The 26265-nt window shown below is 60.3% G+C and carries 24 protein-coding genes; 14 read left to right on the top strand and 10 right to left on the bottom strand.

From position 1 onward, the window contains the following. Nucleotides 1–194: 194 nt before the first annotated feature. Nucleotides 195–569, top strand: a complete 375-nt coding sequence (gene mvaT / locus C4J83_RS24365) for a histone-like nucleoid-structuring protein MvaT (RefSeq protein WP_005790963.1) — start codon at nt 195–197, stop codon at nt 567–569. Nucleotides 570–658: 89 nt separating this feature from the next. Here the strand turns inward: mvaT and sbcB are convergent, their stop codons facing one another. Further along, entirely contained in the window at nt 659–2086 is a 1428-nt protein-coding gene (gene sbcB / locus C4J83_RS24370; RefSeq protein WP_124418370.1) for an exodeoxyribonuclease I, read from the bottom strand. Between the two features lie 167 nt (nt 2087–2253). Here sbcB and C4J83_RS24375 point away from each other — a divergent pair, with 167 nt between their 5' ends. From C4J83_RS24375 to C4J83_RS24400, 6 genes are read left to right on the top strand one after another with little or no spacing between them, the layout of a single operon-like run. Continuing rightward, nucleotides 2254–2946 carry an RDD family protein gene (locus tag C4J83_RS24375; protein ID WP_124418371.1) on the top strand — a complete coding sequence of 231 codons (693 nt, stop codon included), beginning with the start codon at nt 2254–2256 and terminating at the stop codon, nt 2944–2946. Continuing rightward, nucleotides 2943–3923: a stage II sporulation protein M gene (locus tag C4J83_RS24380; RefSeq protein WP_124418372.1), complete on the top strand. Its 981-nt coding sequence runs from the start codon at nt 2943–2945 to the stop codon at nt 3921–3923. Before C4J83_RS24375 ends, C4J83_RS24380 begins: the two co-directional genes overlap by 4 nt. Next, nucleotides 3910–5436: a DUF4129 domain-containing protein gene (locus tag C4J83_RS24385; RefSeq protein WP_119736949.1), complete on the top strand. Its 1527-nt coding sequence runs from the start codon at nt 3910–3912 to the stop codon at nt 5434–5436. The genes C4J83_RS24380 and C4J83_RS24385 overlap by 14 nt, the downstream gene beginning before the upstream one ends. Beyond that, complete coding sequence (locus C4J83_RS24390; protein ID WP_124418373.1) at nt 5433–6590, top strand: DUF4350 domain-containing protein; 1158 nt, start codon at nt 5433–5435, stop codon at nt 6588–6590. Before C4J83_RS24385 ends, C4J83_RS24390 begins: the two co-directional genes overlap by 4 nt. After that, complete coding sequence (locus C4J83_RS24395; RefSeq protein ID WP_124418374.1) at nt 6587–7582, top strand: AAA family ATPase; 996 nt, start codon at nt 6587–6589, stop codon at nt 7580–7582. The genes C4J83_RS24390 and C4J83_RS24395 overlap by 4 nt, the downstream gene beginning before the upstream one ends. Before the next feature lie 7 nt (nt 7583–7589). Further along, the gene (locus C4J83_RS24400) at nt 7590–8921 is read left to right on the top strand and encodes a DUF58 domain-containing protein (RefSeq protein ID WP_124418375.1); all 1332 of its coding nucleotides are present in this window, start codon (nt 7590–7592) and stop codon (nt 8919–8921) included. A gap of 70 nt (nt 8922–8991) precedes the next feature. Here the strand turns inward: C4J83_RS24400 and C4J83_RS24405 are convergent, their stop codons facing one another. Together C4J83_RS24405 and C4J83_RS24410 are read right to left on the bottom strand one after the other, a co-directional pair. Next, nucleotides 8992–9351: a PilZ domain-containing protein gene (locus C4J83_RS24405; RefSeq protein WP_106578363.1), complete on the bottom strand. Its 360-nt coding sequence runs from the start codon at nt 9349–9351 to the stop codon at nt 8992–8994. 223 nt (nt 9352–9574) lie between these two features. Then, entirely contained in the window at nt 9575–9949 is a 375-nt protein-coding gene (locus C4J83_RS24410) for a tetratricopeptide repeat protein (protein WP_106578362.1), read from the bottom strand. Between the two features lie 175 nt (nt 9950–10124). Between C4J83_RS24410 and pyk the strand changes: the two genes are divergently transcribed. Beyond that, on the top strand, nt 10125–11576 hold the full coding sequence (gene pyk / locus C4J83_RS24415; RefSeq protein WP_106578361.1) for a pyruvate kinase: 1452 nt from the start codon (nt 10125–10127) through the stop codon (nt 11574–11576). 196 nt (nt 11577–11772) lie between these two features. On the opposite strand, the gene C4J83_RS24420 is transcribed toward pyk, so the two are convergent. Continuing rightward, nucleotides 11773–12522 carry an enoyl-CoA hydratase-related protein gene (locus C4J83_RS24420; protein ID WP_106578360.1) on the bottom strand — a complete coding sequence of 250 codons (750 nt, stop codon included), beginning with the start codon at nt 12520–12522 and terminating at the stop codon, nt 11773–11775. Between the two features lie 30 nt (nt 12523–12552). Further along, nucleotides 12553–13485: an iron-sulfur-binding ferredoxin reductase gene (locus tag C4J83_RS24425; protein ID WP_124418376.1), complete on the bottom strand. Its 933-nt coding sequence runs from the start codon at nt 13483–13485 to the stop codon at nt 12553–12555. 218 nt (nt 13486–13703) lie between these two features. Here C4J83_RS24425 and C4J83_RS24430 point away from each other — a divergent pair, with 218 nt between their 5' ends. The 4 genes from C4J83_RS24430 to C4J83_RS24450 all read left to right on the top strand — a co-directional run bounded on the left by C4J83_RS24430 (nt 13704) and on the right by C4J83_RS24450 (nt 20166). Next, nucleotides 13704–15227 (top strand): fumarate hydratase, encoded by a 1524-nt coding sequence (locus C4J83_RS24430; protein WP_119736934.1) that lies wholly within the window; start codon nt 13704–13706, stop codon nt 15225–15227. A 250-nt stretch (nt 15228–15477) separates the two neighbouring features. Further along, nucleotides 15478–17244, top strand: coding sequence for an ATP-binding protein (locus C4J83_RS24440; RefSeq protein WP_124418378.1), 1767 nt, complete (start codon nt 15478–15480; stop codon nt 17242–17244). Continuing rightward, on the top strand, nt 17238–18563 hold the full coding sequence (locus C4J83_RS24445) for a sigma-54-dependent transcriptional regulator (protein ID WP_106578357.1): 1326 nt from the start codon (nt 17238–17240) through the stop codon (nt 18561–18563). The genes C4J83_RS24440 and C4J83_RS24445 overlap by 7 nt, the downstream gene beginning before the upstream one ends. Nucleotides 18564–18846: 283 nt before the next feature. Continuing rightward, a complete protein-coding gene (locus C4J83_RS24450) occupies nt 18847–20166 on the top strand; it encodes an MFS transporter (protein WP_106578356.1) in 1320 nt (439 codons plus the stop codon). 122 nt (nt 20167–20288) lie between these two features. Here the strand turns inward: C4J83_RS24450 and C4J83_RS24455 are convergent, their stop codons facing one another. After that, on the bottom strand, nt 20289–21044 hold the full coding sequence (locus C4J83_RS24455; RefSeq protein ID WP_124418379.1) for a COG4705 family protein: 756 nt from the start codon (nt 21042–21044) through the stop codon (nt 20289–20291). Nucleotides 21045–21238: 194 nt separating this feature from the next. Between C4J83_RS24455 and C4J83_RS24460 the strand changes: the two genes are divergently transcribed. Further along, complete coding sequence (locus C4J83_RS24460) at nt 21239–21871, top strand: flavin reductase family protein (protein ID WP_119736923.1); 633 nt, start codon at nt 21239–21241, stop codon at nt 21869–21871. 123 nt (nt 21872–21994) lie between these two features. On the opposite strand, the gene C4J83_RS24465 is transcribed toward C4J83_RS24460, so the two are convergent. Both C4J83_RS24465 and C4J83_RS24470 read right to left on the bottom strand, forming a co-directional pair. Further along, nucleotides 21995–22243 carry a hypothetical protein gene (locus tag C4J83_RS24465; protein ID WP_106578353.1) on the bottom strand — a complete coding sequence of 83 codons (249 nt, stop codon included), beginning with the start codon at nt 22241–22243 and terminating at the stop codon, nt 21995–21997. A 44-nt stretch (nt 22244–22287) separates the two neighbouring features. Beyond that, the gene (locus C4J83_RS24470; RefSeq protein ID WP_124418380.1) at nt 22288–22629 is read right to left on the bottom strand and encodes an antibiotic biosynthesis monooxygenase family protein; all 342 of its coding nucleotides are present in this window, start codon (nt 22627–22629) and stop codon (nt 22288–22290) included. Nucleotides 22630–22956: 327 nt separating this feature from the next. Here C4J83_RS24470 and C4J83_RS24475 point away from each other — a divergent pair, with 327 nt between their 5' ends. Beyond that, the gene (locus C4J83_RS24475) at nt 22957–23886 is read left to right on the top strand and encodes an AraC family transcriptional regulator (RefSeq protein WP_106578351.1); all 930 of its coding nucleotides are present in this window, start codon (nt 22957–22959) and stop codon (nt 23884–23886) included. Nucleotides 23887–24011: 125 nt separating this feature from the next. Here the strand turns inward: C4J83_RS24475 and C4J83_RS24485 are convergent, their stop codons facing one another. Together C4J83_RS24485 and C4J83_RS24490 are read right to left on the bottom strand one after the other, a co-directional pair. Next, complete coding sequence (locus tag C4J83_RS24485) at nt 24012–25439, bottom strand: ATP-binding protein (RefSeq protein ID WP_372239339.1); 1428 nt, start codon at nt 25437–25439, stop codon at nt 24012–24014. A gap of 31 nt (nt 25440–25470) precedes the next feature. Then, complete coding sequence (locus C4J83_RS24490) at nt 25471–26205, bottom strand: response regulator (protein ID WP_106578348.1); 735 nt, start codon at nt 26203–26205, stop codon at nt 25471–25473. Between the last annotated feature and the right edge of the window lie 60 nt (nt 26206–26265).

Consider the following 26265-nt stretch of genomic DNA (forward strand, 5'->3'; position numbering starts at 1 on the left):
CACGGGCAATTGTCGGAAAATAAACGAGATTATCTTTACGTCTACCACCTACTAATTAACTCGATTGCGTAGCAGGGCTACAAACATTCAACGTAATTCACATAAATGCATCCTTAAATGTTTACTTGGGGTTAGTGCCTGACTATTATTAGGCCACTCTCCTGCCAATCAGCGCTCTACATAAGGTAGTCCACATGTCTCTGATCAACGAATACCGTGCCACCGAAGAAGCTATCAAAGAGCTGCAAGCCCGTTTGAAGAACCTGTCCCAAGACGACAAGCTGCAAACCGAGCTGGAATTCGAAGGCAAACTGCGCACCCTGATGGGTGAATACTCCAAATCCCTGCGTGACATCATCGCGCTGCTGGATCCAGAGTCGAAAGTTAAAGCACCCCGCGGCGCTGTGAAAACTACCGGCACCAAGCGTGCTCGCAAGGTCAAGCAATACAAGAACCCACACAACGGTGAAGTGATTGAAACCAAAGGTGGCAACCACAAGACGCTGAAAGAGTGGAAAGCCAAGTGGGGCGGCGACGTGGTTGAAGGCTGGGCTACCCTGCTGGGCTAAGCCTGGTCGGGCTTTCGCCTGATAAGCAACAAAATAAAAACGCCAGCTTGCTGGCGTTTTTTATTGTCAGAATATTCTCCAATGCCTGACTACAGATTCAGCCGGGCGGCTAAAGAGTCGGCATACTCCTGCCATTGATCCAGCACCTGACACTGAAACGATGTAGCACTAACGGCCAACTCCTCGCGCGCCTGCTTAAATGCCAACAGGGTAGTCGGCGCGCCCCATTCCGAACTCGACAACCGTTGCTGACAGAAAAGTTTCCAGCGCTGTTGCTCCTCGTTGTTCAAGGTGTCAGGAAAGTTACGCGCGCGGTAGCGGAATAATAATTCCGGCAAACGATGATCATCAAATGGCCACTGCTGATGCGCCAGATGTAAAGGCTCGGCAGCCCGGACTTGTTCACATAAACGACGATCGCGATCACCAATAAAACCGTCATAGAGCTGCTGCTCGGGATCCGCACTCGGCGCAAAATATTCCTCGGCATAAATAGCCGCCAACTTATCGCGCCAAACTTCGTGTGCGTCAGTTAGTCGCAGCGCACGTGCCTGGTACGTGTCCATATCCAATTGAAGTCGCTCGCGATCCTGCGCCCGCAGCACATTCAACGGGGCAACGACCGGGCAGCGGTTGATATGCACTAACTTGAGCGGCACGGGCAGTTCGCCTTCCGCCAGGTCGCCACGGCGCGTGTAGAGACGCTGGCGCAAGGTATCGGCGTCCAGATCCAGTAACCCCTGCGGGTCCAGCCCAAGGTCACAGACGATCAATGCATTGCGATTGCGCGGGTGCCAGGCCAGCGGCAGCACCACGCCCAAATAGTGACGCTCGGCGGAAAAGCGTCCGGATATATGTACCATCGGTTGCAACAGGCGTACCTGATCCATCACCCGCTGCTTGCTGCGCAATTGAAACAGCCACTCATACAACTTGGGCTGTTTCTCGCGGACCAGGCGCGCCAGGGCGATGGTGGCTCGCACGTCCGACAAGGCGTCGTGGGCCTGGCCATGGTCGATCCCGTTGGCTGCGGTCAAACGCTCAAGCTTGAGGGTGACGCGCCCATCCTGCTCTGGCCAGACAATCCCTTCCGGGCGAAGTGCGTAGGCCGTGCGCACCACATCGATCAAATCCCAGCGACTGTTGCCGCCCTGCCATTCACGGGCGTAAGGGTCGAAAAAGTTGCGATACAAACTGTAGCGCGTCATTTCATCGTCAAAACGCAAAGTGTTGTAACCGGCGCCGCAGGTGCCCGGTGCGGCCAGTTCGGCATGCACTCGGGTCATGAAATCGGCTTCGGCCAGGCCTTTTTCCGCCAGGACGTCAGGGGTGATGCCGGTGATCGCGCAGGCGGCCGGATGAGGCAGGATATCGTCGCTGAGCTGGCAATAAAGGTTGACCGGCGGGCCGATCTCGTTGAGTTCGAGGTCGGTACGAATACCGGCAACCTGAAGCGGGCGATCGCTGCGCGGGTTGATGCCGGTGGTTTCATAGTCGTACCAAAAAATGGAGGTCACGGGCTATTCCTGTGCTGAAGACCGGCAAAGTCTAGGCGCTGTTGGCCGTCCGAAGCCAGCGATACCTTGGCTGTACAAATATCCAGCAAAACCTTGAATGGTTGCTTCCACCGTCGACACTGCTAGCATCCGTGTCTCTTAGCCGCTTCGCACTGCCAGGGATCGCAATGCCGAAAAACCCTTTGGATACCCGCTACCAGATCGAGACCCCTGAGGGGATAGATCTGCCCTTGCGCCCGGCAGGCCTGCCGCCGCGGGTACTGGCCTTTGCTTTCGACCTGGGCTTGCGTGGCTTGGTTATGGGCATCCTGCTCGTGCCCCTGGCCCTGTTGGGCAATATTGGTATTGGCCTGGGTGCATTGCTGCTGTTTCTGGTCAGCTGGTGGTACATGGTCTTGTTCGAAGTGCTCAATCAAGGCTGCTCTCCAGGCAAGCAGGTCATGGGCCTTCGGGTCGTACAGGACGATGGCACGCCTGTCGGCTGGTCCGCTTCGTTGATCCGCAACCTGCTGCGCTTTGTCGACATGCTGCCCTTCGGCTACTTCCTCGGCGCCATCAGTTGCCTGCAACATCCTCATTTCAAACGGCTCGGCGACCTCGCCGCCGGCACCCTGGTGATCTACCGCGAACAATCACTGGCCCGCCCCCGGATACCTCAAGCGGCTGCGTTGCGCCTGCCCTTCGCCCTTGACCTGAGCGAACAGCGCGCCATTCTCGCCTTCGCCGAACGCCAGGGCGACCTCTCTGCCGAACGGGTGCATGAACTTGCGTCCATCCTCGCGGTTCCTCTGCAAGTTTCTCCTGCACGCGCCGTAGAGCAACTCAATGGTGTGGCCCGTGGCTTGTTGGGGCCGACATGAAGCAGAGCCTGTTCGAAAGCCGTCACCAGCCCCAATGGCAAGCCTTTGCAGCGCAACTGACACAGTTGGAGCAAGGCAAGGCCAAGGCCCGCGACGTGGCGGACTTCCCCCATCACTATCGACGCCTGTGCCAGCACCTCGCGCTGGCACAGGAGCGTGGCTACAGCAGTTATCTGGTAGATCCGCTGCAGCAATTGGCCCTGCGCGGCCACCAGCAGCTCTATCGCCATCGCAGTCAATTGGGAGCAAAGGTCCTGAGTTTCGTCCTGGCCGACTTCCCACGCCTGGTACGTGAGCAATGGCGCTTCGTGTTAATCGCCGGCCTGTTGTTTTTCGGCAGCCTGCTGGGAATAGCCCTGCTGGTTTACCTGTTTCCCGACCTGATCTACAGCATCGTCAGCGCCCAGCAGGTCGCCGACATGCAAAGCATGTACGACCCCGATGCCAGCCGCCTTGGGCGCGCCGCCGAGCGAGCCTCCAGCGAAAACTGGATGATGTTCGGCTACTACGTGATGCACAACATCGGCATCGCCTTCCAGACCTTTGCAGCCGGGTTGCTGTTTGGCCTGGGCAGCGTGTTCTTTCTGATTTTCAACGGCTTGATCATCGGCGCAATCTGCGGCCATCTGACCGAAATTGGCTATGGCCAGACCTTCTGGTCGTTTGTCATCGGCCACGGTGCATTCGAACTGACCGCTATCGCCCTGGCCGGCGCAGCGGGTTTGCAACTGGGGTGGTCACTGATCGCTCCGGGGTCGCTCGCTCGCAGCGAATCCTTGCGCTTGGCGGCGCGCAAAAGCGTGCAGATGCTCTGCGGGGTGATGGTGTTTCTGCTGATCGCTGCGTTGATTGAGGCCTATTGGTCTTCCACCACCGCTATCACGCCTTGGATCAAATATCTGGTGGGCGCCGCGCTTTGGCTACTGGTGGCCGCTTACTTGATTCTCGCCGGGCGGGTTCACCATGCGCCTGAGTGACGCCAGCGTGGCAATTCGCCCCCGTACTGCCTGGGAAGCCATGGACCTTGGTGTGTTGATGGCCAGGGAGCATCGCTGGCTGTTGATGAGCAGTTGGGCGCTGGTGAGCTTGCCAGTATTTGCCTTGCTCACCGTGTTGTTATGGGAGTCTCCACTGGCCGCCGTTTTGCTGTTCTGGTGGCTCAAGCCGGCGTTCGATCGGTTGCCGTTGTACATACTCTCCAAGGCACTGTTTGGTGAAACACCCAGCGTCAAACAAGCCGTGCGCCATTGGCCGCGACTGTTAAAAAGCCAGTTGCTGGTCAGCCTGACCTGGCGGCGTCTCAGCCTGAGCCGCAGTTTCGTGCTGCCAGTGAGCCAACTCGAAGGACTGGGTGGCCAGGCGCGCCAACGCCGCCTCGGCGTGCTGTTACAACGCAACGCAGGGGCAGCGCGCTGGCTGACAATCATTGGCATGCACCTGGAAATCGGCCTGTGGCTTGGCTGCATGGCGCTGTTCTATCTCTTCATTCCTGAGCAGGTTGAACGCGATTGGGACTGGCAACGGTTGGCGCTCGCCACCAGTTCGCAATGGCTATGGCTGGGGCATCTGGGCAACGCGTTCTATGCGTTGATATTGGTGTTCTGGGAGCCTATCTACGTTGCGTGCGGTTTCAGCCTGTACCTCAACCGCCGTACCGTACTGGAAGCCTGGGACCTGGAACTGGTATTCCGGCGTTTACGCCAGCGCCTGGGCAGCGTGGCGACGCTACTGCTTTTGGCGGTCGGGCTGATGCTGCAGGCCAGTCCACAGGTCATGGCGGATGAGTCCAGTAGCCAACCGCAACTGAGCACCCCGGCTGCGAGTCAATCCATCAAGACTCTGCTGGCCCTCCCCCCGTTCAAAAACCCGGAAACCGTCACCCGCTATCGCTTCGGCGAAGACCAGCCTGCGGCCAAAGGCACCGCGCACGGTGACGGCAAATTACCCGGATGGTTACAGGCACTGCTCGATCACCTCAACAGCACCACCTTCAAACACGTAGGCCAGGGATTGGAAATACTCCTGTGGAGCCTGTTGATTGGAGGCCTCGCATTGCTCGGTTGGCACTACCGCGACGGGTTGCACGCTTTTGTCAGTCGGCGCGCAATCAGTCAATCCAGGGTCACCAAACCCGCTCCGACGCAGTTATTCGGCCTGGAGTTGGGCATAGAAACCTTGCCCGCAGACATCGCCAGTGCTGCCGAACAATTATGGCCCACACAACCACGGCAAGCCCTCAGCCTTTTGTACCGAGGCCTGCTCAGCCACCTGTTGCATGACTACAACATTGCACTGAAAACCGCCGACACCGAAGGCCAGGTCCTGGAGCGTGTTCACCAATTACAACAACCGCAGCTGCTGGTGTTCAGTAATGAGCTGACACGCCACTGGCAAAACCTGGCCTACGGCCATCGACTGCCTCCGCTCGCCGCCCAGCAAAAGCTCTGCAGCGAATGGCGCGCGTTGTTCAATTCGGACGCCGCGCAATGAACCGCCCATTACTGTGGGCAGGTCTACTGCTGGCGTGCCTGTTGGGGGCTGGTGCATTTTATGCCTGGCACAAAGCGATCCCTTATGACGAAGTGGTTGATCGCGGCCCATCGCCCCAAGCACGGGAAAATCCCTATCTGGCGGCCGAGTACTTTCTGCGCCAGCAAGGCCTGAGCGTCGAGCATGCCAAGAGCCTCGAACGCCTCGCTCACCTCCAGCCGAAAGGCAACAGCCTTCTGCTGTTGGGTGATCGCGGCAACATGACACCACGCCAGGTGGATGAACTGCTCGATTGGGCAAAGTCCGGTGGCCATTTGCTGGTGGTCGCCGAAGCGCTGTGGGATGAAGAGACAGGTAAAAGCGGCGACCTGCTGCTTGATCGGTTGGACATCCACCAGACCTTGAGCGAAACCTTCGATGAGCCAGCCTCGGCGCGCAAAAAGAAAACGCCGGATCTGACCAAACTCTATGTCGACAATGAAACCGCCCCGGCGTACTTCAGTTTCGATACCGACTTCAACCTCACCGATCCCAAACACCTGGCACAGTTTTCAGCCAACAGCGCCAAATCCAGCCATCTCATGCAACGCAATCTCGGGCATGGCACCGTCACCGTGGTAACCGACAGCGAGCTGTGGAAAACCCCGGGCATCGGCCAACACGATAACGCCTGGCTGCTGTGGTACCTCAACCAAGGCACTGGCGTGACCTTGTTGTTCAACAGCGATGTAGACAGTCTGTTGACCCTGTTGATGCGCTATTTCCCCCAAGCCTTGGTGGCACTCCTGGCGTTGATTGCTCTGGCACTCTGGCGGACCGGCATGCGCCAGGGCCCGATCCAGGCGCCTGCGCCCAGGGCACGTCGGCAGTTGCAGGAACACTTGAAGGCCAGCGCCGATTTCCTGCTGCGTCGCACCGGCCAGGGCGCCCTCTTGCACGCCCTGCAGCGCGACATCCAGCGCGCTGCCCGCCGACGTCACCCTGGCTTTGAACACCTCGACACCGCTGAACAGTGGCAGGTACTTGAACGCCTGACGCGCCAACCCTCCCACATCATCAGTCAGGCCCTTGGCCCACTCCCGGCAAAGCGGCTCACCAGCGCCGATTTCAGCCGTCAGGTGGCATGCCTGCAAACTCTCAGGAATGCCCTATGAGCGAACTCCCTGCAGCCACTGCCCCTACCGCCGAAAGCCTTCAACACGCCAGCCAGCAGGCACAGGCCCTGCGCGTTGAATTGCGCAAGGCGGTGATTGGCCAGGATCAGGTGATTGACGACGTACTTACCGCGCTGATCGCTGGCGGTCATGTACTGCTCGAAGGCGTCCCCGGCCTGGGCAAAACGTTGCTGGTGCGTGCCCTGGCGCGTTGCTTTGGTGGCGATTTCGCGCGAATCCAGTTCACACCGGACCTGATGCCCAGCGATGTCACCGGCCACGCTGTGTATGACCTGCATACCGAGCAGTTCAAACTGCGCAAGGGCCCGCTGTTCACTCACTTGCTGCTGGCCGATGAAATCAACCGCGCTCCGGCCAAGACTCAAGCCGCCTTGCTTGAAGCCATGCAGGAGCGCCAAGTCACTCTCGAAGGCGAGGCGCTGCCTATCGGTCAGCCCTTCATGGTACTGGCGACCCAGAACCCTATCGAACAGGAAGGTACTTACCCCCTGCCCGAAGCCGAACTCGACCGTTTCATGCTCAAGGTGCGCATGGATTACCCCGATGCTCAGCAAGAACTGGAGATGGTGCGCGAAGTCACTCGCTCGTCCCGGGCAGACATGCTCGATGTGCACCCGCTACGTACGGTGCTGCAGGCTCATGATGTGTTGAACCTACAGCAGGTCGCTAGCGAACTGGCGCTGGATGAGCAAGTCCTCGACTACGCCGTGCGCCTGGCGCGAGCCACCCGCACGTGGCCTGGGCTGACCATCGGCGCCGGCCCTCGGGCCTCCATCGCCCTGGTTCGCGGAGCCCGGGCACGCGCGTTGTTGCGTGGCGGTGAATTCGTCACCCCTGACGATATCAAGGGGTGCGCGCTGGCAGTATTGCGTCATCGGGTGCGCATTGCGCCGGAACTGGACATCGACGGGCTGGAGGAAGACCAAGTGCTCAAGCAACTGCTGGACCAGATCCCGGCGCCCCGGCAGTGACTCGCCCATGAAGCCGACCCGCCTGTTGCTGAGCTGGCTGAGTGTGCTGTTGGGCCTCAACATCCTGCTCGGCGCCGCAGCGGCGCTGCAGCTCAAGGTGCCCGACACGCTGCACTCGATAGCCTGGGGCTTGTTACTGGCGCTGTTGCTGCTGGCGCTGCTGGATGCCGTGCGCCTGCGGCGTCGCCCCGGTGTGCAAATACAGCGGCAAATGCCGGGCAGCCTGGCACTCGGACGCTGGGGTGAAGTGCGCCTGACCCTGGCGCACGATTACTCGCGACCAATCACAGTGAAGGTGTTCGATCATGTTCCTGACGGCTTGAGCATGGAAAACCTGCCCCAAAGCATCGAACTGCGCCCCGGTGAACGCAGCGAACTGGGCTACCGACTGCGGCCTCTGCGCCGTGGACACTTCAGCTTCAGCCGCTGTGAAATTCACCTGCCCAGCCCCATTGGGCTATGGTCGGCACGGCAATTTGCCGAGGTCAGCGATGCCACTCGCGTCTACCCGGATTTCGCCCATTTATACGGCGCACAGTTGCTCGGTGTGGATAACTGGCTCAGCCAACTCGGCGTACGCCAACGCCAGCGAAGGGGCTTGGGCCTGGAGTTTCACCAACTGCGCGAATTTCGCGAGGGCGACAGCCTGCGTCAGATCGATTGGAAGGCTACCGCACGACAACGCACACCCATCGCCCGTGAATACCAGGATGAGCGCGACCAGCAGATTGTGTTCATGCTCGATTGCGGTCGACGCATGCGCAGTCAGGACGGCGAGTTGTCACATTTCGACCATGCACTCAACGCTTGCCTGTTGCTCAGTTATGTTGCGCTGCGTCAGGGCGATGCCGTGGGGCTGAGCACCTTTGCCAGTGACCAGCCGCGTTACCTGGCGCCGGTCAAGGGCAGCGGCCAACTGAACCTGCTGCTCAATGCGGTATACGACCTGGATACCACCCGCCGGACGGCCGACTATCAAGCTGCGGCCAGCCAACTGCTGGCTCGGCAAAAACGCCGGGCGCTGGTGATCGTGGTCACCAATCTGCGCGATGAGGACGATGAAGCATTGCTGACAGCGGTCAAGCGTATCAGCCGACAACATCGGGTACTGGTGGCCAGCCTCAGGGAGGAAGTACTCGATGATTTGCGCCAGGCCCCCGTGCAAACCCTGCCCGAAGCATTGGCTTATTGCGGGACGGTCGACTACCTCAATACACGCAACGAACTCCATGACCGGTTGAGCGCCCATGGGTTATCCGTACTGGACACCCCCCCGTCAGGGTTGGGAGCCGCGCTCGTCACGCGTTATCTGGGTTGGAAAAAAGCCGGAGTGTTCTGAAAGCGCGGTGACACAGACACGTTGCCAAGGCCGGGCTAACCATCCCAACCAGGGTCAACACGTTCAATGCCTAAGCGGATGCCTGAAGCGGATCGAAGCTGAAGTAATTCAACAAGGCGCTGATCAACTGGCTGTACTCTTCGCCCGCTTCAATCACACTGAACCCCGAGTCGTAATGCTGCGGGTTGATATCTTCATGGCTCCACAGGCAGGTCGCGGTCAGGTCGATTGCCTGGCACTCGCCGGTCGGGCCAGGAATTTTCAGACGCAACTCGAAATCCACATCGACCATCATGGGCAACTGGCTGATCAACATCAGCCCACTTTCAGAAACGTTGCCCAGAAAACCGATAGGTTTATCGGTAACTCGGTTGAATACCTGCAGGAAGCAATGTAACTGGTGCCGCTCGATCCGTCGGTGGGTAAACATGTGAGATCGCCATCCAATGGCCATGCCCTGGCCGGTCCAGTGATTCGGAACGAGCCAATGGCTCGCTCTCCCTGGATCTCGGTGTGCCAACAGACGTCGCTATGGTCACTAAACAACTGCCGAATCCGGGCCTCGCATTCGTTCGAATAGAAACTTGTACAAACGAACACCCAAAGGATAGCTCAAGACTGGCGACGGGCCAGCTATAGAATGACAAATATCATTACAAAGACGCCGGCCGCGTCTGTGCAGCACTGGCGCCGGGGTAATGCCCCAACTGCTGCAGCGTGTCGAGCCTGGCTCGCGCACGGTAGGCGTATTCGCTTGTTGGGTACTGGCTGATGATGAATTGATAGGTCTGGACTGCATCCACGAACAATTTCTGTCGCTCCAGGCATTGGCCGCGCAACATCGAGACCTCCGGTTGCACGTAGCGACGGGTGCGGCTCTCGCGGTCAACCTGGGACAATTCCAGCGTGACGCGCTCGCAATCACCCACCCCATAGGCACGGTAAGCGTTGTTCAAATGGTGGTCCATCGACCAGCGGGTACAGCCGACAACACTGACGGCCAGGGCAGCAACGAGCAAAATTCGCATGGGGGTTCTCCTGTCTTGAGCAGTGTATCGACCCCTCGTCGAAAATCTTCAAGGATGTTCGTCTATTCAACCGCTGCAAAAACAAGCCAATCGTCGATAAGTAGTGCAAACGAACAATGACTACAACGAAAGAGCATAGTAGCCTTCTCCAGCGCTTGAACTCAGGAGTCTGTGCATGTCCGTCCGTCGTACCAAAATCGTCGCCACCCTTGGCCCGGCCAGTAACTCGCCGGAAGTCCTCGAACAGCTGATTCTGGCTGGTTTGGACGTTGCCCGTCTGAACTTCTCCCACGGCACCCCGGACGAGCACAAGGCTCGCGCCAAGCTGGTGCGTGACCTGGCCGCCAAGCACGGCCGCTTCGTGGCGCTGCTGGGTGACCTGCAAGGCCCGAAAATTCGTATCGCCAAATTCGCCAACAAGCGTATCGAGCTGAAGATCGGTGACAAGTTCACCTTCTCCACCAGCCATCCGCTGACCGAAGGCAACCAGCAAGTCGTGGGTATCGACTACCCGGATCTGGTCAAGGACTGCGGCGTCGGTGACGAGCTGCTGCTGGACGATGGCCGCGTGGTCATGCGCGTCGACACCGCGACCCCGACCGAACTGCACTGCACCGTGATCATCGGTGGCCCGCTGTCCGACCACAAAGGCATCAACCGTCGCGGCGGTGGCCTGACGGCGCCGGCCCTGACTGAAAAAGACAAGGCCGACATCAAGCTCGCCGCCGAAATGGAAGTGGACTACCTCGCCGTGTCCTTCCCGCGCGATGCTGCCGACATGGAATACGCACGTAAACTGCGCGACGAAGCCGGCGGTACTGCCTGGCTGGTAGCGAAGATCGAACGCGCCGAAGCCGTTGCCGATGACGAAACCCTCGACGGCCTGATCAAGGCTTCCGACGCTGTGATGGTTGCGCGTGGCGACCTGGGCGTGGAAATCGGTGACGCCGAGCTGATCGGTATCCAGAAAAAGATCATCCTGCACGCACGCCGCCATAACAAAGCGGTGATCGTGGCGACCCAGATGATGGAGTCGATGATCCAGAACCCGATGCCAACCCGCGCCGAAGTGTCCGACGTAGCCAACGCCGTGCTCGACTACACCGACGCCGTGATGCTCTCGGCTGAAAGTGCTGCCGGCCCGTACCCGCTGGAAGCCGTACAGGCCATGGCGCGGATCTGCGTCGGTGCCGAAAAGCACCCGACCAGCAAGACCTCCAGCCACCGCATCGGCAAAGTGTTCGAAAGCTGCGACCAGAGCATCGCGCTGGCAGCCATGTACACCGCCAACCACTTCCCGGGCGTTAAAGCGATCATCGCCTTGACCGAAAGTGGCTACACGCCGTTGATCATGTCGCGCATCCGTTCCTCGGTGCCGATCTACGCGTTCTCCCCGCACCGCGAAACCCAGGCTCGCGCGGCCATGTTCCGTGGCGTGTACACCGTGCCGTTCGACCCGGCCTCGTTGCCGCCGCATGAAGTCAGCCAGGCTGCCATCGACGAGCTGATCAAGCGCGGCGTTGTGGAGAAAGGCGACTGGGTCATCCTGACCAAGGGCGATAGCTACCACACCATCGGTGGCACCAACGGCATGAAGATCCTGCACGTTGGCGATCCAATGGTCTGAGTGACAGGCTGAAAAACAAAAGCCCCGCCATGTGAATGGCGGGGCTTTTTGCATTTGAGGCTGGCGGTTGTGTTGGCGTCACTGGCCTCTTCGCGAGCAAGCCCGCTCCCACATTTGACCGCACACACCCTGAAGAAACACGCTCGAATGTGGGAGCGGGCTTGCTCGCGAAGACGTCCGACCACTTGACGCTAATTCACCGCCTGGTGACAAAAGCCGACAACGCCGCAATCGCCTCCGGCGATTTCAACCGCTGCGTAAACAACGCCCCCTCCTCTTCAATCACGTGACGCAACTGCTCGCGATCCACACTTTTCATCAAGTGTTTGCTGACCTGCACCGCACCCGGCGCCAGCGTCTCAAAGCGTTCAGCCACTTCCCGCGCCTTGGCCAGCGCCGCTTCACCGCTGCTCAACGCCTGCGTGGCAATGCCCCACGCTGCCGCCTGCTCACCGGTGAATCCCTCCCCCAGCAGCAACAGCTCAGCCGCCTTGGCATGCCCGAGCAATCGCGGCAGGATCAGGCTTGAGCCAAACTCCGGACACAACCCAAGGTTGACGAACGGCATGCGCAAGCGCGCATCGCGGCTGATATACACAAGGTCGCAATGCAGCAACAGAGTCGTACCAATGCCCACCGCCGCGCCGGCCACAGCGGCAATCACTGGTTTGCGGCAATTGAGCAGGCTTTTCATAAAGTGAAACGGCGGGCTGTCGAGGTCGCTGGGCGGCTGTTCGAGGAAATCGCCGATGTCATTACCGGCGGTAAAGCACTCACGGCTGCCCTGAATCAGCACGGCACGGATGTCAGGGTCCGCATCGGCCTGCTCCAACGCGTGGGCCAATTGCGTGTACATGGCGCGGGTCAGGGCGTTTTTCTTGTCCGGCCGGTTGAGCTGCAAGGTCAGCAGCCCGCGTTCGCGTTGCAGCAGGATGGCGTCGGTCATGGTGGATCTCGCGGCTGTAGAAGTCAGCGCTCAACCACGGGGCACAAACACATCGGCCAGCAGTTGATTGCGCGGCAGACCGGCCAGGAACAAGCGCTTGGAAAACGCCTCGACGCTGACAGGATGCCCGCAGAGTAAGGCCAGAGTTTGCCGCGAAACAAGCCGCAGTTGCGCCAATGCCTGGGTCAACTCAGCCGCAGTCCATAGCTCCACGGTGACGTTTGGGTGCTGCAAAGCCAACTGCGCCAGGGGCTCGGCCAGGTAATGCGCGTCGGCATCATGAGCCAGGTGAATCACACGGATGGCGCCCTGATGATCCTGGCGCAACGCCTCGCGCAGCACGCCCCATAACGGCCCAAGCCCCGTGCCGGCGGCCAGCAGCCATAGCGGCCGCGAATGCCAGTCAGGGTCGTATTGCAGCGCCCCGCCTCTCAACTCGCCCAGGCGCAGGTCGTCTCCCAGTTGCAACTGGCGGGCGATAGTTATGAATTCACCGGGCTGACGGCAATCGAGGTGAAACTCCAGGAACGGGTCTTCCTGGGGCAAGCTCGCCAGGGAATAGGGCCGCGCCACCTGTCCGGCCCACACCACCAGATGCTGCCCGGCGCGATAACGCAGGCCACGCTCCGGTTGCAAGCGCAGGCGCAGCACACTCGCATTCAACCAGTCGACGCCCACCACCCGGGCGGGCAAACCGTCACGCAGCGGGTCGAACGTTTCGACTCGCACGTCCCCGACAACCTGGCATTGGCACGCCAGGCGCCACCCGTCCTGACGTTGTGCCGGGCTCAAGGCGTCGGGTTGTTTGTCCTCGACCTCACCCTGGCAACGCACCAGGCACGCATGGCAACTGCCCGCCCGGCAACTGTAAGGCACGGCCACCCCCGCCAGATTCAGGGCATCCAGCAAGTTGCTGCCGGTGGCTACCGACCAGTGGCGTTCGCCGACGTGCAGTTCAGGCATATAAGGTCTCAATCAGAAGGGCTGCGTACAGGGAATCATGCCCGACAGAGTTTGACCATAGTCGGGTGTATCGGCCACCGCGCCGGGTTATACTGCCGCGCCTTTTTAGCGTCGCGCCTGCACCTACGGCGTGCCTTGGAAAGGTGGACTCAGCCGACCGATGCACCCAACTGAGCCACCTTTATTGAATGTTCCCGTCTTATAGAGGAGCGCGACTCATGACCGTGATCAAGCAAGACGACCTGATTCAGAGCGTTGCCGACGCCCTGCAATTCATTTCCTACTACCACCCCGTTGACTTCATCCAGGCGATGCACGAAGCCTACCTGCGCGAAGAATCGCCGGCAGCCCGTGACTCCATCGCGCAGATCCTGATCAACTCGCGCATGTGCGCCACCGGCCATCGCCCGATCTGCCAGGACACCGGTATTGTTACCGTGTTCGTGCGCGTGGGCATGGACGTACGTTGGGATGGCGCCACCATGGGCCTGGACGACATGATCAACGAGGGCGTGCGTCGCGCCTACAACCTGCCGGAAAACGTCCTGCGTGCCTCGATCCTCGCCGACCCGGCAGGTGCGCGTAAAAACACCAAGGACAACACCCCGGCCGTGATCCACTACTCCATCGTCCCGGGTAACACCGTGGAAGTGGACGTGGCCGCCAAAGGCGGTGGCTCCGAGAACAAGTCGAAAATGGCCATGCTCAACCCGTCCGACTCGATTGTCGACTGGGTGCTCAAGACCGTTCCGACCATGGGCGCCGGCTGGTGCCCACCGGGCATGCTGGGCATCGGCATCGGCGGCACCGCCGAGAAAGCTGCGGTCATGGCCAAGGAAGTGTTGATGGAGTCCATCGACATCCACGAGCTGAAAAAGCGCGGCCCGCAGAACCGTATCGAAGAGATGCGCCTGGAGCTGTTCGAGAAGGTCAACCAACTGGGCATCGGCGCCCAGGGCCTGGGTGGCCTGACCACCGTGCTCGACGTGAAAATCATGGACTACCCGACCCACGCCGCCTCGCTGCCGGTGTGCATGATCCCCAACTGCGCCGCCACCCGTCACGCGCACTTCGTGCTCGACGGTTCGGGCCCGGCGTCGCTGGAAGCGCCATCGCTGGACGCCTACCCGAAAATCGTCTGGGAAGCCGGCCCATCGGCCCGCCGTGTCAACCTCGACACGCTGACCCCGGAAGAAGTGCAAAGCTGGAAACCGGGCGAAACCGTATTGCTCAACGGCAAGATGCTCACTGGTCGCGACGCGGCGCACAAGCGCATGGTCGAGATGCTGAACAAGGGCGAAACCCTGCCGGTAGACCTCAAGGGCCGCTTCATCTACTACGTCGGCCCGGTTGATCCGGTGCGCGAAGAAGTGGTTGGCCCGGCTGGCCCGACCACCGCCACGCGGATGGACAAGTTCACCCGTCAGATCCTCGAGCAGACCGGCCTGCTGGGCATGATCGGCAAATCCGAGCGCGGTCCAACCGCCATCGAAGCGATCAAGGACCACAAAGCCGTGTACTTGATGGCTGTGGGCGGTGCGGCGTACCTGGTGGCGCAAGCCATCAAGAAGTCGCGCGTAGTCGCGTTCGCCGAACTGGGGATGGAAGCGATCTACGAGTTCGACGTGAAGGACATGCCGGTCACCGTTGCGGTGGACAGCAAGGGTGAATCCGTCCACATCACCGGTCCTGCCATCTGGCAGAAAAAGATCAGTGAAAGCCTGGCGGTAGAAGTGCAGTAAGCACTTCACTGCACGGATAAAGGCGACTGCGGCCCATGGCCCAGTCGCCTTTTTTATGACTGGCAATGTTGCAATGACAAACACGATCATGTGGGAGCTGGCTTGCCTGCGATGCAGGCACATCGGTTTTTCAGTGACCCCGAGGTGATGCCATCGCAGGCAAGCCAGCTCCCACACAAGCCTGCATGCCACAAGATCCAAGCAGCCCATGCTATGGTGCTCACCCCTTACCGTGCCTGCCCATCACCGTATGATCGTGATCCCACGCCCACTGCGCCTGACCTTCTACTCACTGTTGATCATCGCCGGTGCGGTGCTGGCCGCTGCCTTGGCCACTCGCCATGCCGAACGCCAAGCCTTGGTGGATGACGCCGCCCGCGCCCATCAACAGCTCACGCTCTATGGCAATTCCCTGCACACCCTGATCGAACGCTACCGCGCCCTGCCCGCCGTACTGGCGCTGGATTCGGAAATGATCAGCGCCTTGAAAGGCCCGCTCGACGCCACCATCCAGGACCTGCTCAACCGCAAACTGGAGCGCATCAACGGCGCAGCACAGTCCTCAACCCTGGAACTGATGGACCGCAACGGCCTGGCCGTGGCCGCCAGTAACTGGAACTTGCCGAGCAGTTATGTCGGCCACAACTACGCGTTTCGCCCCTACTTCAGCCAGACCTTGAGCCACGGCACCGGGCGTTTTTATGCGGTCGGAGTCACCACCGGCATTCCGGGTTACTTCCTTTCCAGCGCGGTGGTCGATGAACATGAGCAGTTTCTCGGCGCCATGGTCGTGAAGCTCGAATTCCCCGAACTTGAACGTGAGTGGGCCCAGGGCAATGACCTGCTGCTGGTCAGCGACGCGCGCGGCATCGTGTTTATCGCCAACCAGCCGGGCTGGCGTTACCGCAACCTGCGGCCGCTGTCGGCCAGTGACCTTGCCGAACTCAAGGCCACGCGCCAATACGATAAAAAGCAATTGCAGCCGCTGCAAACTCAGACGGTGCAGCGCTTCGATGAAAACAGCCATTTGATGCGCGTCAGCGGCCCTGAAGGCAATGCCAACTACATCTGGGAATCCATGCCACTGAAGGCCGAAGGCTGGACCCTGCACCTGCTGCGCAAACCGCAGTTCGCCTTTGAGGATCAGCGCAACGCCGGCCTCGCCGCTGCAGGTTCGTGGCTGGCGCTGGTGTTTCTGGTGCTGTTCCTGACCCAGCGCTGGCGCCTGGCCCGCCTGCGCCAGCGCAGCCGCGAAGAGTTGGAACAGCTTGTGGAGGAGCGCACCCAGGCGCTGCGCACGGCCCAGGATGGCTTGGTGCAATCGGCCAAACTGGCGGCACTGGGCCAGATGTCCGCCGCACTCGCCCATGAAATCAACCAGCCGCTGACCGCCCAACGCATGCAGTTGGCGACCCTGCGCCTGCTGCTGGACCACGGCCGCGTGGACGATGCCTATCAGGCGCTCACACCGCTGGACGACATGCTCACGCGCATGGCCGCACTCACCGGCCACCTCAAGACCTTCGCGCGCAAAAGCCCCAGCGGCTTGCGCGAAAAGCTCGACCTGGCCACCGTCGTCGACCAATCCCTGCACTTGCTCGACGCGCGCCTGCGCGACGAAGCCATCGGCGTGGTGCTGGACCTGACCCGCCCCGCGTGGGTGCGCGGTGATGCCATCCGCCTGGAACAGGTGTTGATCAACCTGCTGCGCAACGCCTTGGATGCGATGGCCGACACGCCACGCAAACGCCTGGAGATCCGCCTGCACGCCGACCAACAGTTGTGGCGACTGACCGTCAGCGACAGCGGCGGCGGCATTGCAGAAGAACACTTGAACAGCGTGTTCGACCCGTTCTTTACCACCAAACCCGTAGGAGACGGCCTCGGCCTCGGGCTGGCGGTGTCCTACGCTATCGTGCATGAACTGGGCGGGCGCCTGCTCGCCGGCAACCGTGGCGACGGCGCGGTTTTCACCTTGACCTTACCGATTGCGCTGGAGACGCCCGACCTATGTTGAACGCCGTGATTGTGGTCGATGACGAAGCCAGCATTCGCACGGCCGTCGAACAATGGTTGAGCCTGTCAGGGTTTGATGTGCAGTTGTTCAGCCGCGCCGAGGAATGCCTGGCGCACCTGCCCAGGGACTTTGCCGGGGTGATCCTGAGCGATGTGCGCATGCCCGGGCTCAGCGGCCTTGAACTGCTGGCCGAAGTGCAACGCCGGGATGCCGATTTGCCGGTGATTCTGCTCACCGGCCACGGCGATGTGCCGATGGCGGTGGAAGCGATGCGCGACGGTGCCTATGACTTTCTGGAAAAACCCTTCAGCCCCGACGCCTTGCTCAACAGCCTTCGCCGCGCCCTGGACAAACGCGGACTGATCCTGGAGAACCGACGTCTGCATCAACAGGCCGATCACCGCGCGCAGCTCGAATCGAGCCTGCTGGGCGTGTCCCGAGGCTTGCAGAACCTGCGACGCCAGGTGCTCGACCTGGCGAACCTGCCGGTCAATGTGTTGATCCGTGGCGAGACCGGCAGCGGTAAAGAGCTGGTCGCGCGCTGCTTGCACGATTTTGGCCCGCGTGCAAAAAAGCCGTTTGTAGCGCTCAACTGCGCCGCCATCCCCGAGCAGCTGTTTGAGGCCGAATTGTTCGGTCACGAAAGTGGCGCGTTCACCGGCGCCCAAGGCAAGCGTATCGGCAAGCTGGAATATGCCCATGGCGGCACGCTGTTCCTGGATGAAATCGAAAGCATGCCGCTGGCCCAACAGGTTAAGTTGCTGCGCGTATTGCAGGAACAAAAGCTTGAGCGACTGGGCTCCAACCAAAGCATTCACGTGGACTTGCGCATCATTGCCGCCACCAAGCCGGACCTGCTGGAAGAGGCACGCGCAGGGCGTTTTCGCGAAGATTTAGCCTACCGACTGAATGTCGCACAGCTGCGCCTGCCACCTCTGCGCGAGCGCCGTGAAGACATTCCGCTACTGTTCGACCACTTTGCCCACAGCGCCGCCGAGCGCCTGGGCCGCAGCGCCGAACCCTTGAGCGGCGCGCAACTGGGGCGGCTGCTCAGCCATGATTGGCCGGGTAATGTGCGTGAACTGGCCAACGTCGCCGAGCGCCAAGTGCTGGGCCTGGGTGAACCGGAGCCGGAAGGTATCGAGGCCGGGCAATCCCTGGCGGCGCAACAGGAAGCCTTCGAAGCGCATTGCCTGAAAGCAGCGCTGGTGCGGCACAAGGGCGATATCAAGGCAGTACTGGCGGAGCTGCAGCTGCCGCGTCGCACCTTCAATGAAAAGATGCAGCGGCATGGGTTGGTGCGGGAGATGTTTCTGTAGGCCATTTTCTGTGGTGTTTGCCAAGACGCCATCGCAGGCAAGCCAGCGCCCACATTTGAATGTGTTCACACATCGAACGGTGGGCGCTGGCTTGCCGCGAAGAGGCCAGCAGCCATAAGCGGATTTCCGCTCATCACCCTAAAATCATCAGCAATTTTCCGCTCAAAAACATTCTGAAACCCTTCTAAACCGGGCCTTGATCTAACTGGCACAGCTCCTGCTATAGCCCGAACAGGCTGCGCTCGTGCGGCTCCATAAAAACAACTAGATGAAGGATCCTTCAATGGATAACTCCAACTCCCTGCCTCTGGGGTCGGCGGCTGCGCCGGCAAAAGAACGCAGTACTTCCAGCCGGATCAAATCGATTTTCAGCGGCTCGGTCGGCAACATGGTCGAGTGGTACGACTGGTACGTCTACGCCGCCTTCTCGCTGTACTTCGCCAAAGCCTTCTTTCCGAAAGGCGACACTACCGCCCAACTGCTGAACACCGCCGCGATCTTCGCCGTGGGCTTCCTGATGCGCCCGATCGGTGGCTGGCTGATGGGGCTGTACGCCGACCGTGCCGGTCGCAAAGCGGCCTTGATGGCTTCGGTGCTGTTGATGTGCTTCGGCTCACTTATCATCGCCCTGAGCCCGGGTTATGAAACCATCGGCGTCGGCGCACCGATCCTGCTGGTGTTCGCCCGCCTGCTGCAAGGTCTGTCGGTGGGTGGCGAGTACGGTACCTCGGCCACTTACTTGAGTGAAATGGCAACCAAGGAACGTCGCGGTTTCTTCTCCAGCTTCCAATACGTGACGCTGATTTCCGGCCAACTCATCGCGCTGGCAGTATTGATTGTGCTGCAACAGGTGCTCACCACCGAACAACTGTACGACTGGGGCTGGCGCATCCCGTTCGCCATCGGCGCCCTGTGCGCAGTGGTCGCGCTGTACCTGCGTCGTGGCATGGAAGAAACCGAGTCGTTCACCAAAAAGGCAAAGGCCAAGGAAAGCGCCATGCGCACCTTGATGCGCCACCCCAAGGAACTGATGACCGTGGTCGGCCTGACCATGGGCGGCACCCTGGCGTTCTACACCTACACCACCTACATGCAGAAATACCTGGTGAACACGGTGGGCATGAGCATTTCCGACTCCACCACCATTTCGGCGGCCACGCTGTTTCTGTTCATGTGCCTGCAACCCATTGTCGGCGGGCTGTCGGACAAGGTTGGCCGCCGGCCGATCCTGATCGCCTTCGGCATCCTCGGCACCTTGTTTACCGTGCCGATCCTCACCACCCTGCACACCATCCAGACCTGGTGGGGCGCGTTTTTCCTGATCATGGCGGCACTGATCATCGTCAGCGGCTATACCTCGATCAACGCGGTGGTGAAGGCCGAACTGTTCCCTACGGAAATTCGTGCCTTGGGCGTGGGCCTGCCGTATGCGCTGACCGTGTCGATCTTCGGCGGTACGGCTGAATACATCGCGCTGTGGTTCAAGAGCATTGGCATGGAAACCGGTTACTACTGGTATGTGACGGCCTGTATTGCAGTGTCGCTGGTGGTCTACGTGACCATGAAAGACACCCGCAAGCATTCGCGCATTACCACGGACTGAACAGTGTGGGAGCGGGCTTGCTCGCGAACGCGGTGGATCAGTCAGAGCGAAATCGACTGACACGGCGCATTCGCGAGCAAGCCCGCTCCCACATGTTGTTCTTCAGCGGTTCATAAACAGCGTCAGGTCAGCTCTACGGGCTGCCGGCGCCCATACCGGCGCTGCGCATACGACGCCCCGGCAATCATCACCACCAGCACCGCCGCCAACACCGCCGATGAACCCATGGTGCCGAAATCCAGCCCGCCCTTTTCATGGGGCTTGGTGAGGAAGTCGCCCAGGGTCGCGCCAAATGGCCGAGTCAGCACAAACGCCACCCAGAACAACAGCACCGAAGAAATCTGGGTGAAGTATTTGAGTGCTACCACCACCGCAATGGCCGAGCCGATCATCAAGGCGCCACCGGCAAAACCCAACCCGGAGTCGTCCGTCAGGAAGTCGCCCAACGCGGTGCCCAAGGTGTTGGAGAACAGGATCGCCATCCAGTAAAACAGCTCGCCTCGAAAGGTCTGGACCTTGTTCACGTTCAGCGAATCACCGCTGAGGTGCCACAACGCGAAGATGATCATCAGGATCACGATCAGGATCATCGAGCCGGTGGCGTACCCGAGGCCCAAGGTGCGGTCCATAAAATCCGACATCGTGGTGCCGGCGGTACTCGTGGACAGAATCACGATCCAGTACAACACCGGGTTGTAGGTTTTCGACCAGAGCTGCGTCATCAGGGTGACGAGAAATACGCTGATCAAGATCATCGAACTGATGGCGTAGCCGACATTCAGGGTCATCGACAACAAATCCCCGGCGGTTTCGCCCAGGGTGGTTGCGCAGATTTTCATGACCCAGAACGCCAGGGTTATCTGAGGAAGTTTGTTCATTGTGCGAAAGGCTCCGAAGCTCAGTCATGCAGGGGGCCGATTCATGGGGAGTGTCGACCTGGCGCGCAGACTGAACGGCACGCTGTGAAAAATAGGTGGGCAATCAATGAAAATTCCATCCGGCCAATGGAAATTCGCCGTCATGGATTGCACTATGGCTACCTCACAGCCCCCCGCAGCAGGAACCCCGGTCCATGTCTGACGATATCCATTTCTACGAACCCGCCAATGGCCACGGCCTGCCTCATGACCCGTTCAATGCCATCGTCGGGCCACGGCCGATTGGCTGGATTTCCTCCCACGACCGCGAAGGCCGCCTGAATCTGGCGCCCTACAGCTTCTTCAATGCGTTCAATTACATTCCGCCGATCATTGGGTTTTCCAGCGTCGGGCGCAAAGACAGCCTGAACAACATCGAACAGACCGGCGAATTCGTGTGGAACCTGGCCACTCGCCCGTTGGCCGAACAGATGAACCAGAGTTGCGCGGCGGTATCGCCAGAGGTCAACGAGTTCGAGCTGTCCGGCCTGACGCCGGTCGCCTCGAAAATCGTCGGCGTGCCGCGCGTGGGCGAAAGTCCGGTGTCGTTTGAATGCAAAGTGACGCAGATTATTCAGCTGCAGCGCGCCGACAAAGAGTTGGTGCCGAGCTGGCTGGTGCTTGGCGAGGTGGTCGCGGTGCACATTGCCAAGTGGCTGCTCAAGGATGGGATCTACGACACGGCCGCCGCCGAGCCGATCTTGCGCGGTGGTGGCCCGGCGGATTACTTCCAGATAGAGCCGCAGGCGTTGTTCAAGATGTATCGCCCAGGCGCCACTCAGCGCTGAGCGAAAGGCAAAAAAATGTGGGAGCAGGCTTGCTCGCGAAGGCGATGGATCAGTCAATGATTCGGTGACTGACACGGTGCATTCGCGAGCAAGCCCGCTCCCACCTTTGCATCGGTGGGTTGCTTAGTCAGCGGCAGGGGACCAGGTCAATTGCCCTTCTTCGTCCACGTCGACCAACCGCTGCAATTGCGCGGCAGCCGCATCGTCGGCGTCGTCAGCGGTCTTGAATGTGTGTCCTTCAAGGATCTTGTGAAACCTGGGGGCGCCCATGCCATCCAGTGCCTTGACGGCAATGGCAGCGCTGTAGCCACCCTCTTCTTCACGCACCAAGGCGGAAACGGCTTCGTGGTGGGCAAACTCTTTACGTGCCATGTTGCAGGTCCTGGCCAATGGGAAAGTCGGCCATTCTAACCTTCTCAACCGGCCAGTTGCAGGTACTCGCCGTAGGCATGCGCAGCGGATGCATCGGTAAAGGTCTGGAAGTCCATGCTGCGCACCACCATGTCGTTCAATAGCTCGGTAAAGATCATCAAGGCGGGCGAATTGAAGTAGGCGCTCATCGCCTGCTCGCTGCTCCAGAAGCCGCAGATCAGCCACACATCGGGATCCACTTGGGAATGCTGCAACGAGAATTGCAGGCAACCCTGAGACTGACGGCCCGGTTCAATCAAACTGCTCAAGCGTGCACCGAGTTCGGTGCTGCACCCGTTACGGGCACGGATAAAGGCCATATGGCTCGCGGGAATGGGGGTGGACATGTTCGACTCTCCCGTTGAGAAGTGATGCTCGGCAAGCACTGTGAGGGCGTGCTGCCACAGGATCAAAGATAACGGCGCGGGTGCGGGCGCGGTTAGTCAATTCCTGCCGGCTTATTGCACAATCCTGCCAGAAGCGCAGATAAGACGTTTGGCCCCGCGGGTTTATTCCATGGCCATGTTCAGTGTTTCAGGCAGATGACAGGCACTGCACTTGCCTGATTCGCGACTTATCGCAGGATCAGGCAAGGATCGTGCAGGATCGACGTAACACTTTCTCAAAGACCGCCACTAAGCTGATCCCATCAAAAAGCTTGTAGAGGACACGTCATGTCGTCGTCGGAACATAAGTCCACTCCCCTCGATGCCGAGACGGAAAAACAGCGCGCCGAACTCGCCAGCATCGTGCACCGGCATACCTGGGAAGATGGCTCCTACGGCACGGCGATCACCTCGTTGTTCCTCAACCGCCACAACACGCCGCGCGACTTCATGCCGGTGCTGGTGGAACCTGCGCTGTGCATCCTCGCCAGCGGCAGCAAGGAAGTACGCCTGGCTGACGAAATCTTCGCCTACGACCCGCTCAACTATCTGGTGTTCTCCGTGGCGATGCCGGTGGCCGGGCGGATCATCGATGCCACGCCGGAAGATCCCAACCTGTCGGTGCGCATCAATATCGACCCGGCGCAACTCACGGCGCTGATCGCCGAGGCCGGGCCAATGGGCGTGCCGTCGCGTCCGACTTCGCGCGGCATGTACGTCGACCGCATCGACACCCAATTGCTCGACGCCGTGCTGCGCCTGGCGCGCCTGCTGGATACGCCCAAAGATATCGCGATGCTGGCGCCATTGATCAACCGCGAAATTCTTTACCGTTTGCTGCGTGGGCCGCAGGGTTACAGGCTGTATGAAATCGCCGTGGCCAACAGTCAGAGCCATCGTGTGAGCCAGGCCATCAAGTGGCTGAACGGCAACTACGAACAGCCGCTGCGTATTGATGACCTGGCCCGGGAAGTGAACCTCAGCGTCTCGACGTTGCACCACCGCTTCAAGGCGATCACCGCGATGAGCCCGCTGCAATACCAGAAGCAGTTGCGCCTGCAGGAAGCGCGGCGTTTGATGATTGCCGAAGGACTGGAAGCTTCGGCGGCGGGGTATCGGGTGGGGTATGAAAGCCCCTCGCAGTTCAGCCGCGAGTACAGCCGGTTGTTTGGGGCGCCGCCGCTGAGAGATTTGGCCCGGTTGCGCCAGAGCATCTGACCCAAAGGCGTTCAAAATGTGGGAGCGGGCTTGCTCGCGAAAGCGGTGGATCAGTCAAAATTTTCGGTGACTGACACTCTGCATTCGCGAGCAAGCCCGCTCCCACATTTGATCCTCTGTGTGCTTTAGTCCAGGGTTCGCGGGAGCTGTAAGGTGACTCGCAAACCACCCTCGCGCAGGTTCTGCAAACTCACTTCACCGCCATGGCTATGGGCAATGTTGCGCGCGATGCCCAACCCCAATCCATAGCCCTGCTGCTGCCCGGCCAAGCGAAAGTGCGGTTCAAACACTTGCTCCAGCCGCTGCTCCGGCACGCCAGGGCCTTCGTCGTCGACGTGCAGGACAAATTCCGCGCCATCGTCTTCGATGTGCAAATGCGCGTTCTGCCCGTACTTCAACGCGTTGTCGATCAGGTTACCGATGCAGCGTTTGAGCGCCAGCGGCTTGCCTGCATACGGCGCCAGGGCGCGGCCATCCTGGGTGATGCGGCCATTGCCGTTGGGCGCCAGGTACGGCTCCACCAGGCAATCGAGTACATGATTGAGGTCGACCGGCTCGATGTTTTCGTGGATGTCAGTGTCCTTCACGCATTGCAGCGCGCCCTTCACCAGCAACTCCAATTCATCCAGGTCGCGACCGAACTTGGCTTGCAGGTTTTCGTCTTCGAGCAGCTCCACGCGCAGGCGCAAGCGGGTGATCGGCGTGCGCAAATCGTGGGAAATCGCGCTGAACAATTGGCTGCGCTCGGTCAGGTAACGGCTGATGCGTTCGCGCATGGCGTTGAACGCACGGCCCACTTCTACCACTTCGCTGCCGCCGCCTTCGGCCACCGGCTCCACGTCAGCCCCCAGGGACATGTCCCGCGCTGCCCGCGCCAGACGCTTGAGCGGTCGGCTTTGCCAGTGCACCAACAGGCCGATAAACAACAATAGAAAACCACTGGTCAGCACGATAAACCACACCTGCTGCGACGGCAGCCCCTGTTCTTCAAGGCTGGTGTAGGGCTCGGGCAACAACGAAGCGATGTACAGCCATTCGCCCGGCGCCAGCTGGATCTGCGTGACCAGCACCGGCGGATTCACCGGCTCCAGGGTCAACGCGTAATGCGCCCAGGACCGCGGCAGTTCATCGAGCTTCAGGCCAGCGTTGAAAATACGCAGGTCCTCGGCGCTGACGAATTCCACCGAAATATGCACGTCGCTGCCCAGGGTCTGGCGCAGCACTTCGTCCACCGCTTGCAACACCGCCTGCTTGCGCGGGGTCTGGGGCAATATCTGCATATCCAAAGGTCGGTCGTTGAGGGTCACCACAAAGCGTGTGCCGCCCATGCTGCGCAACTGGTCCAGTACCAGCGGGCGATAGGCCACCGGCAACGAGCGGAAATAACTCACGCTGGCCGTCATCGAGTGCGCCAGGCTGCGGGCGCTGGTGACCAGGCCTTCAAGTTGAGTGGCGCGCAATTGCGAGACCCAGATCACGCTGGACAGCGCCTGGGCGAACAGCACTGCGAGCAAGGTCAGCAGCAACATCCGCCCCAGCAGCGAGCGCGGCACCGGGAAACGGCGGCGGCGTTCGCTTAAATGCTCAGTGGGCATTGCCGGCAACCACGCTGGCTGCCAGTTGATAACCGCTGCCGCGCACGGTGCGGATCAGCCGTGGGGGTTTTTCGGTATCGCGCAGGCGTTGGCGCAAGCGGCTCACGGCCATGTCGACGATACGGTCCAGCGGCATCAGGTCGCGGCCACGGGTGGCGTTGCCGATGGTGTCGCGGTCGAGAATTTGTTGCGGGTGATCGAGAAACAGTTTGAGCAGGGCAAAGTCGGCACCGGAAAGAATCACCTCTTCGCCGTCCACGTGAAACAGGCGATGGCTGATCATGTCCAGTCGCCATTCATCAAACACCCACACATCGCCGCCGCTGCTGCGTTCCTGGCCGAACTGGGCGCGGCGCAGCAAGGCTTTAATTCGCGCTTGCAGCTCGCGCGGACTGAAAGGCTTGCCGATGTAGTCGTCGGCGCCCAGCTCCAGACCGATCACGCGGTCGGTTTCATCGGAACTGGCAGTGAGCATGATGATCGGCACCTGCGCCTGGCGCGGGTGCTGGCGAATCCAGCGGCAAAGGCTGAAACCGTCTTCGTCGGGCAGCATCACATCGAGGATGACCAGATCGCACGGCGCCTCGTTCATCGCCTGGCGAAACCCTGCACCATCCGGCACGCCACGCACCTGGAAGCCGGCGCGGCTGAGGTAGGTCTGCAGCAATTCGCGGATTTCCTGGTCGTCGTCGACGAGGAGAATCGATTTACTGATTGCGCTCACGGGGTCCTCCTTGTTGTTATGGCCAAACCTGAGTCATGTGTTGCTTTCAAGGCCCCCTTC

Source organism: Pseudomonas sp. LBUM920 (assembly GCF_003852315.1).
Taxonomy (GTDB): Bacteria; Pseudomonadota; Gammaproteobacteria; order Pseudomonadales; family Pseudomonadaceae; genus Aquipseudomonas.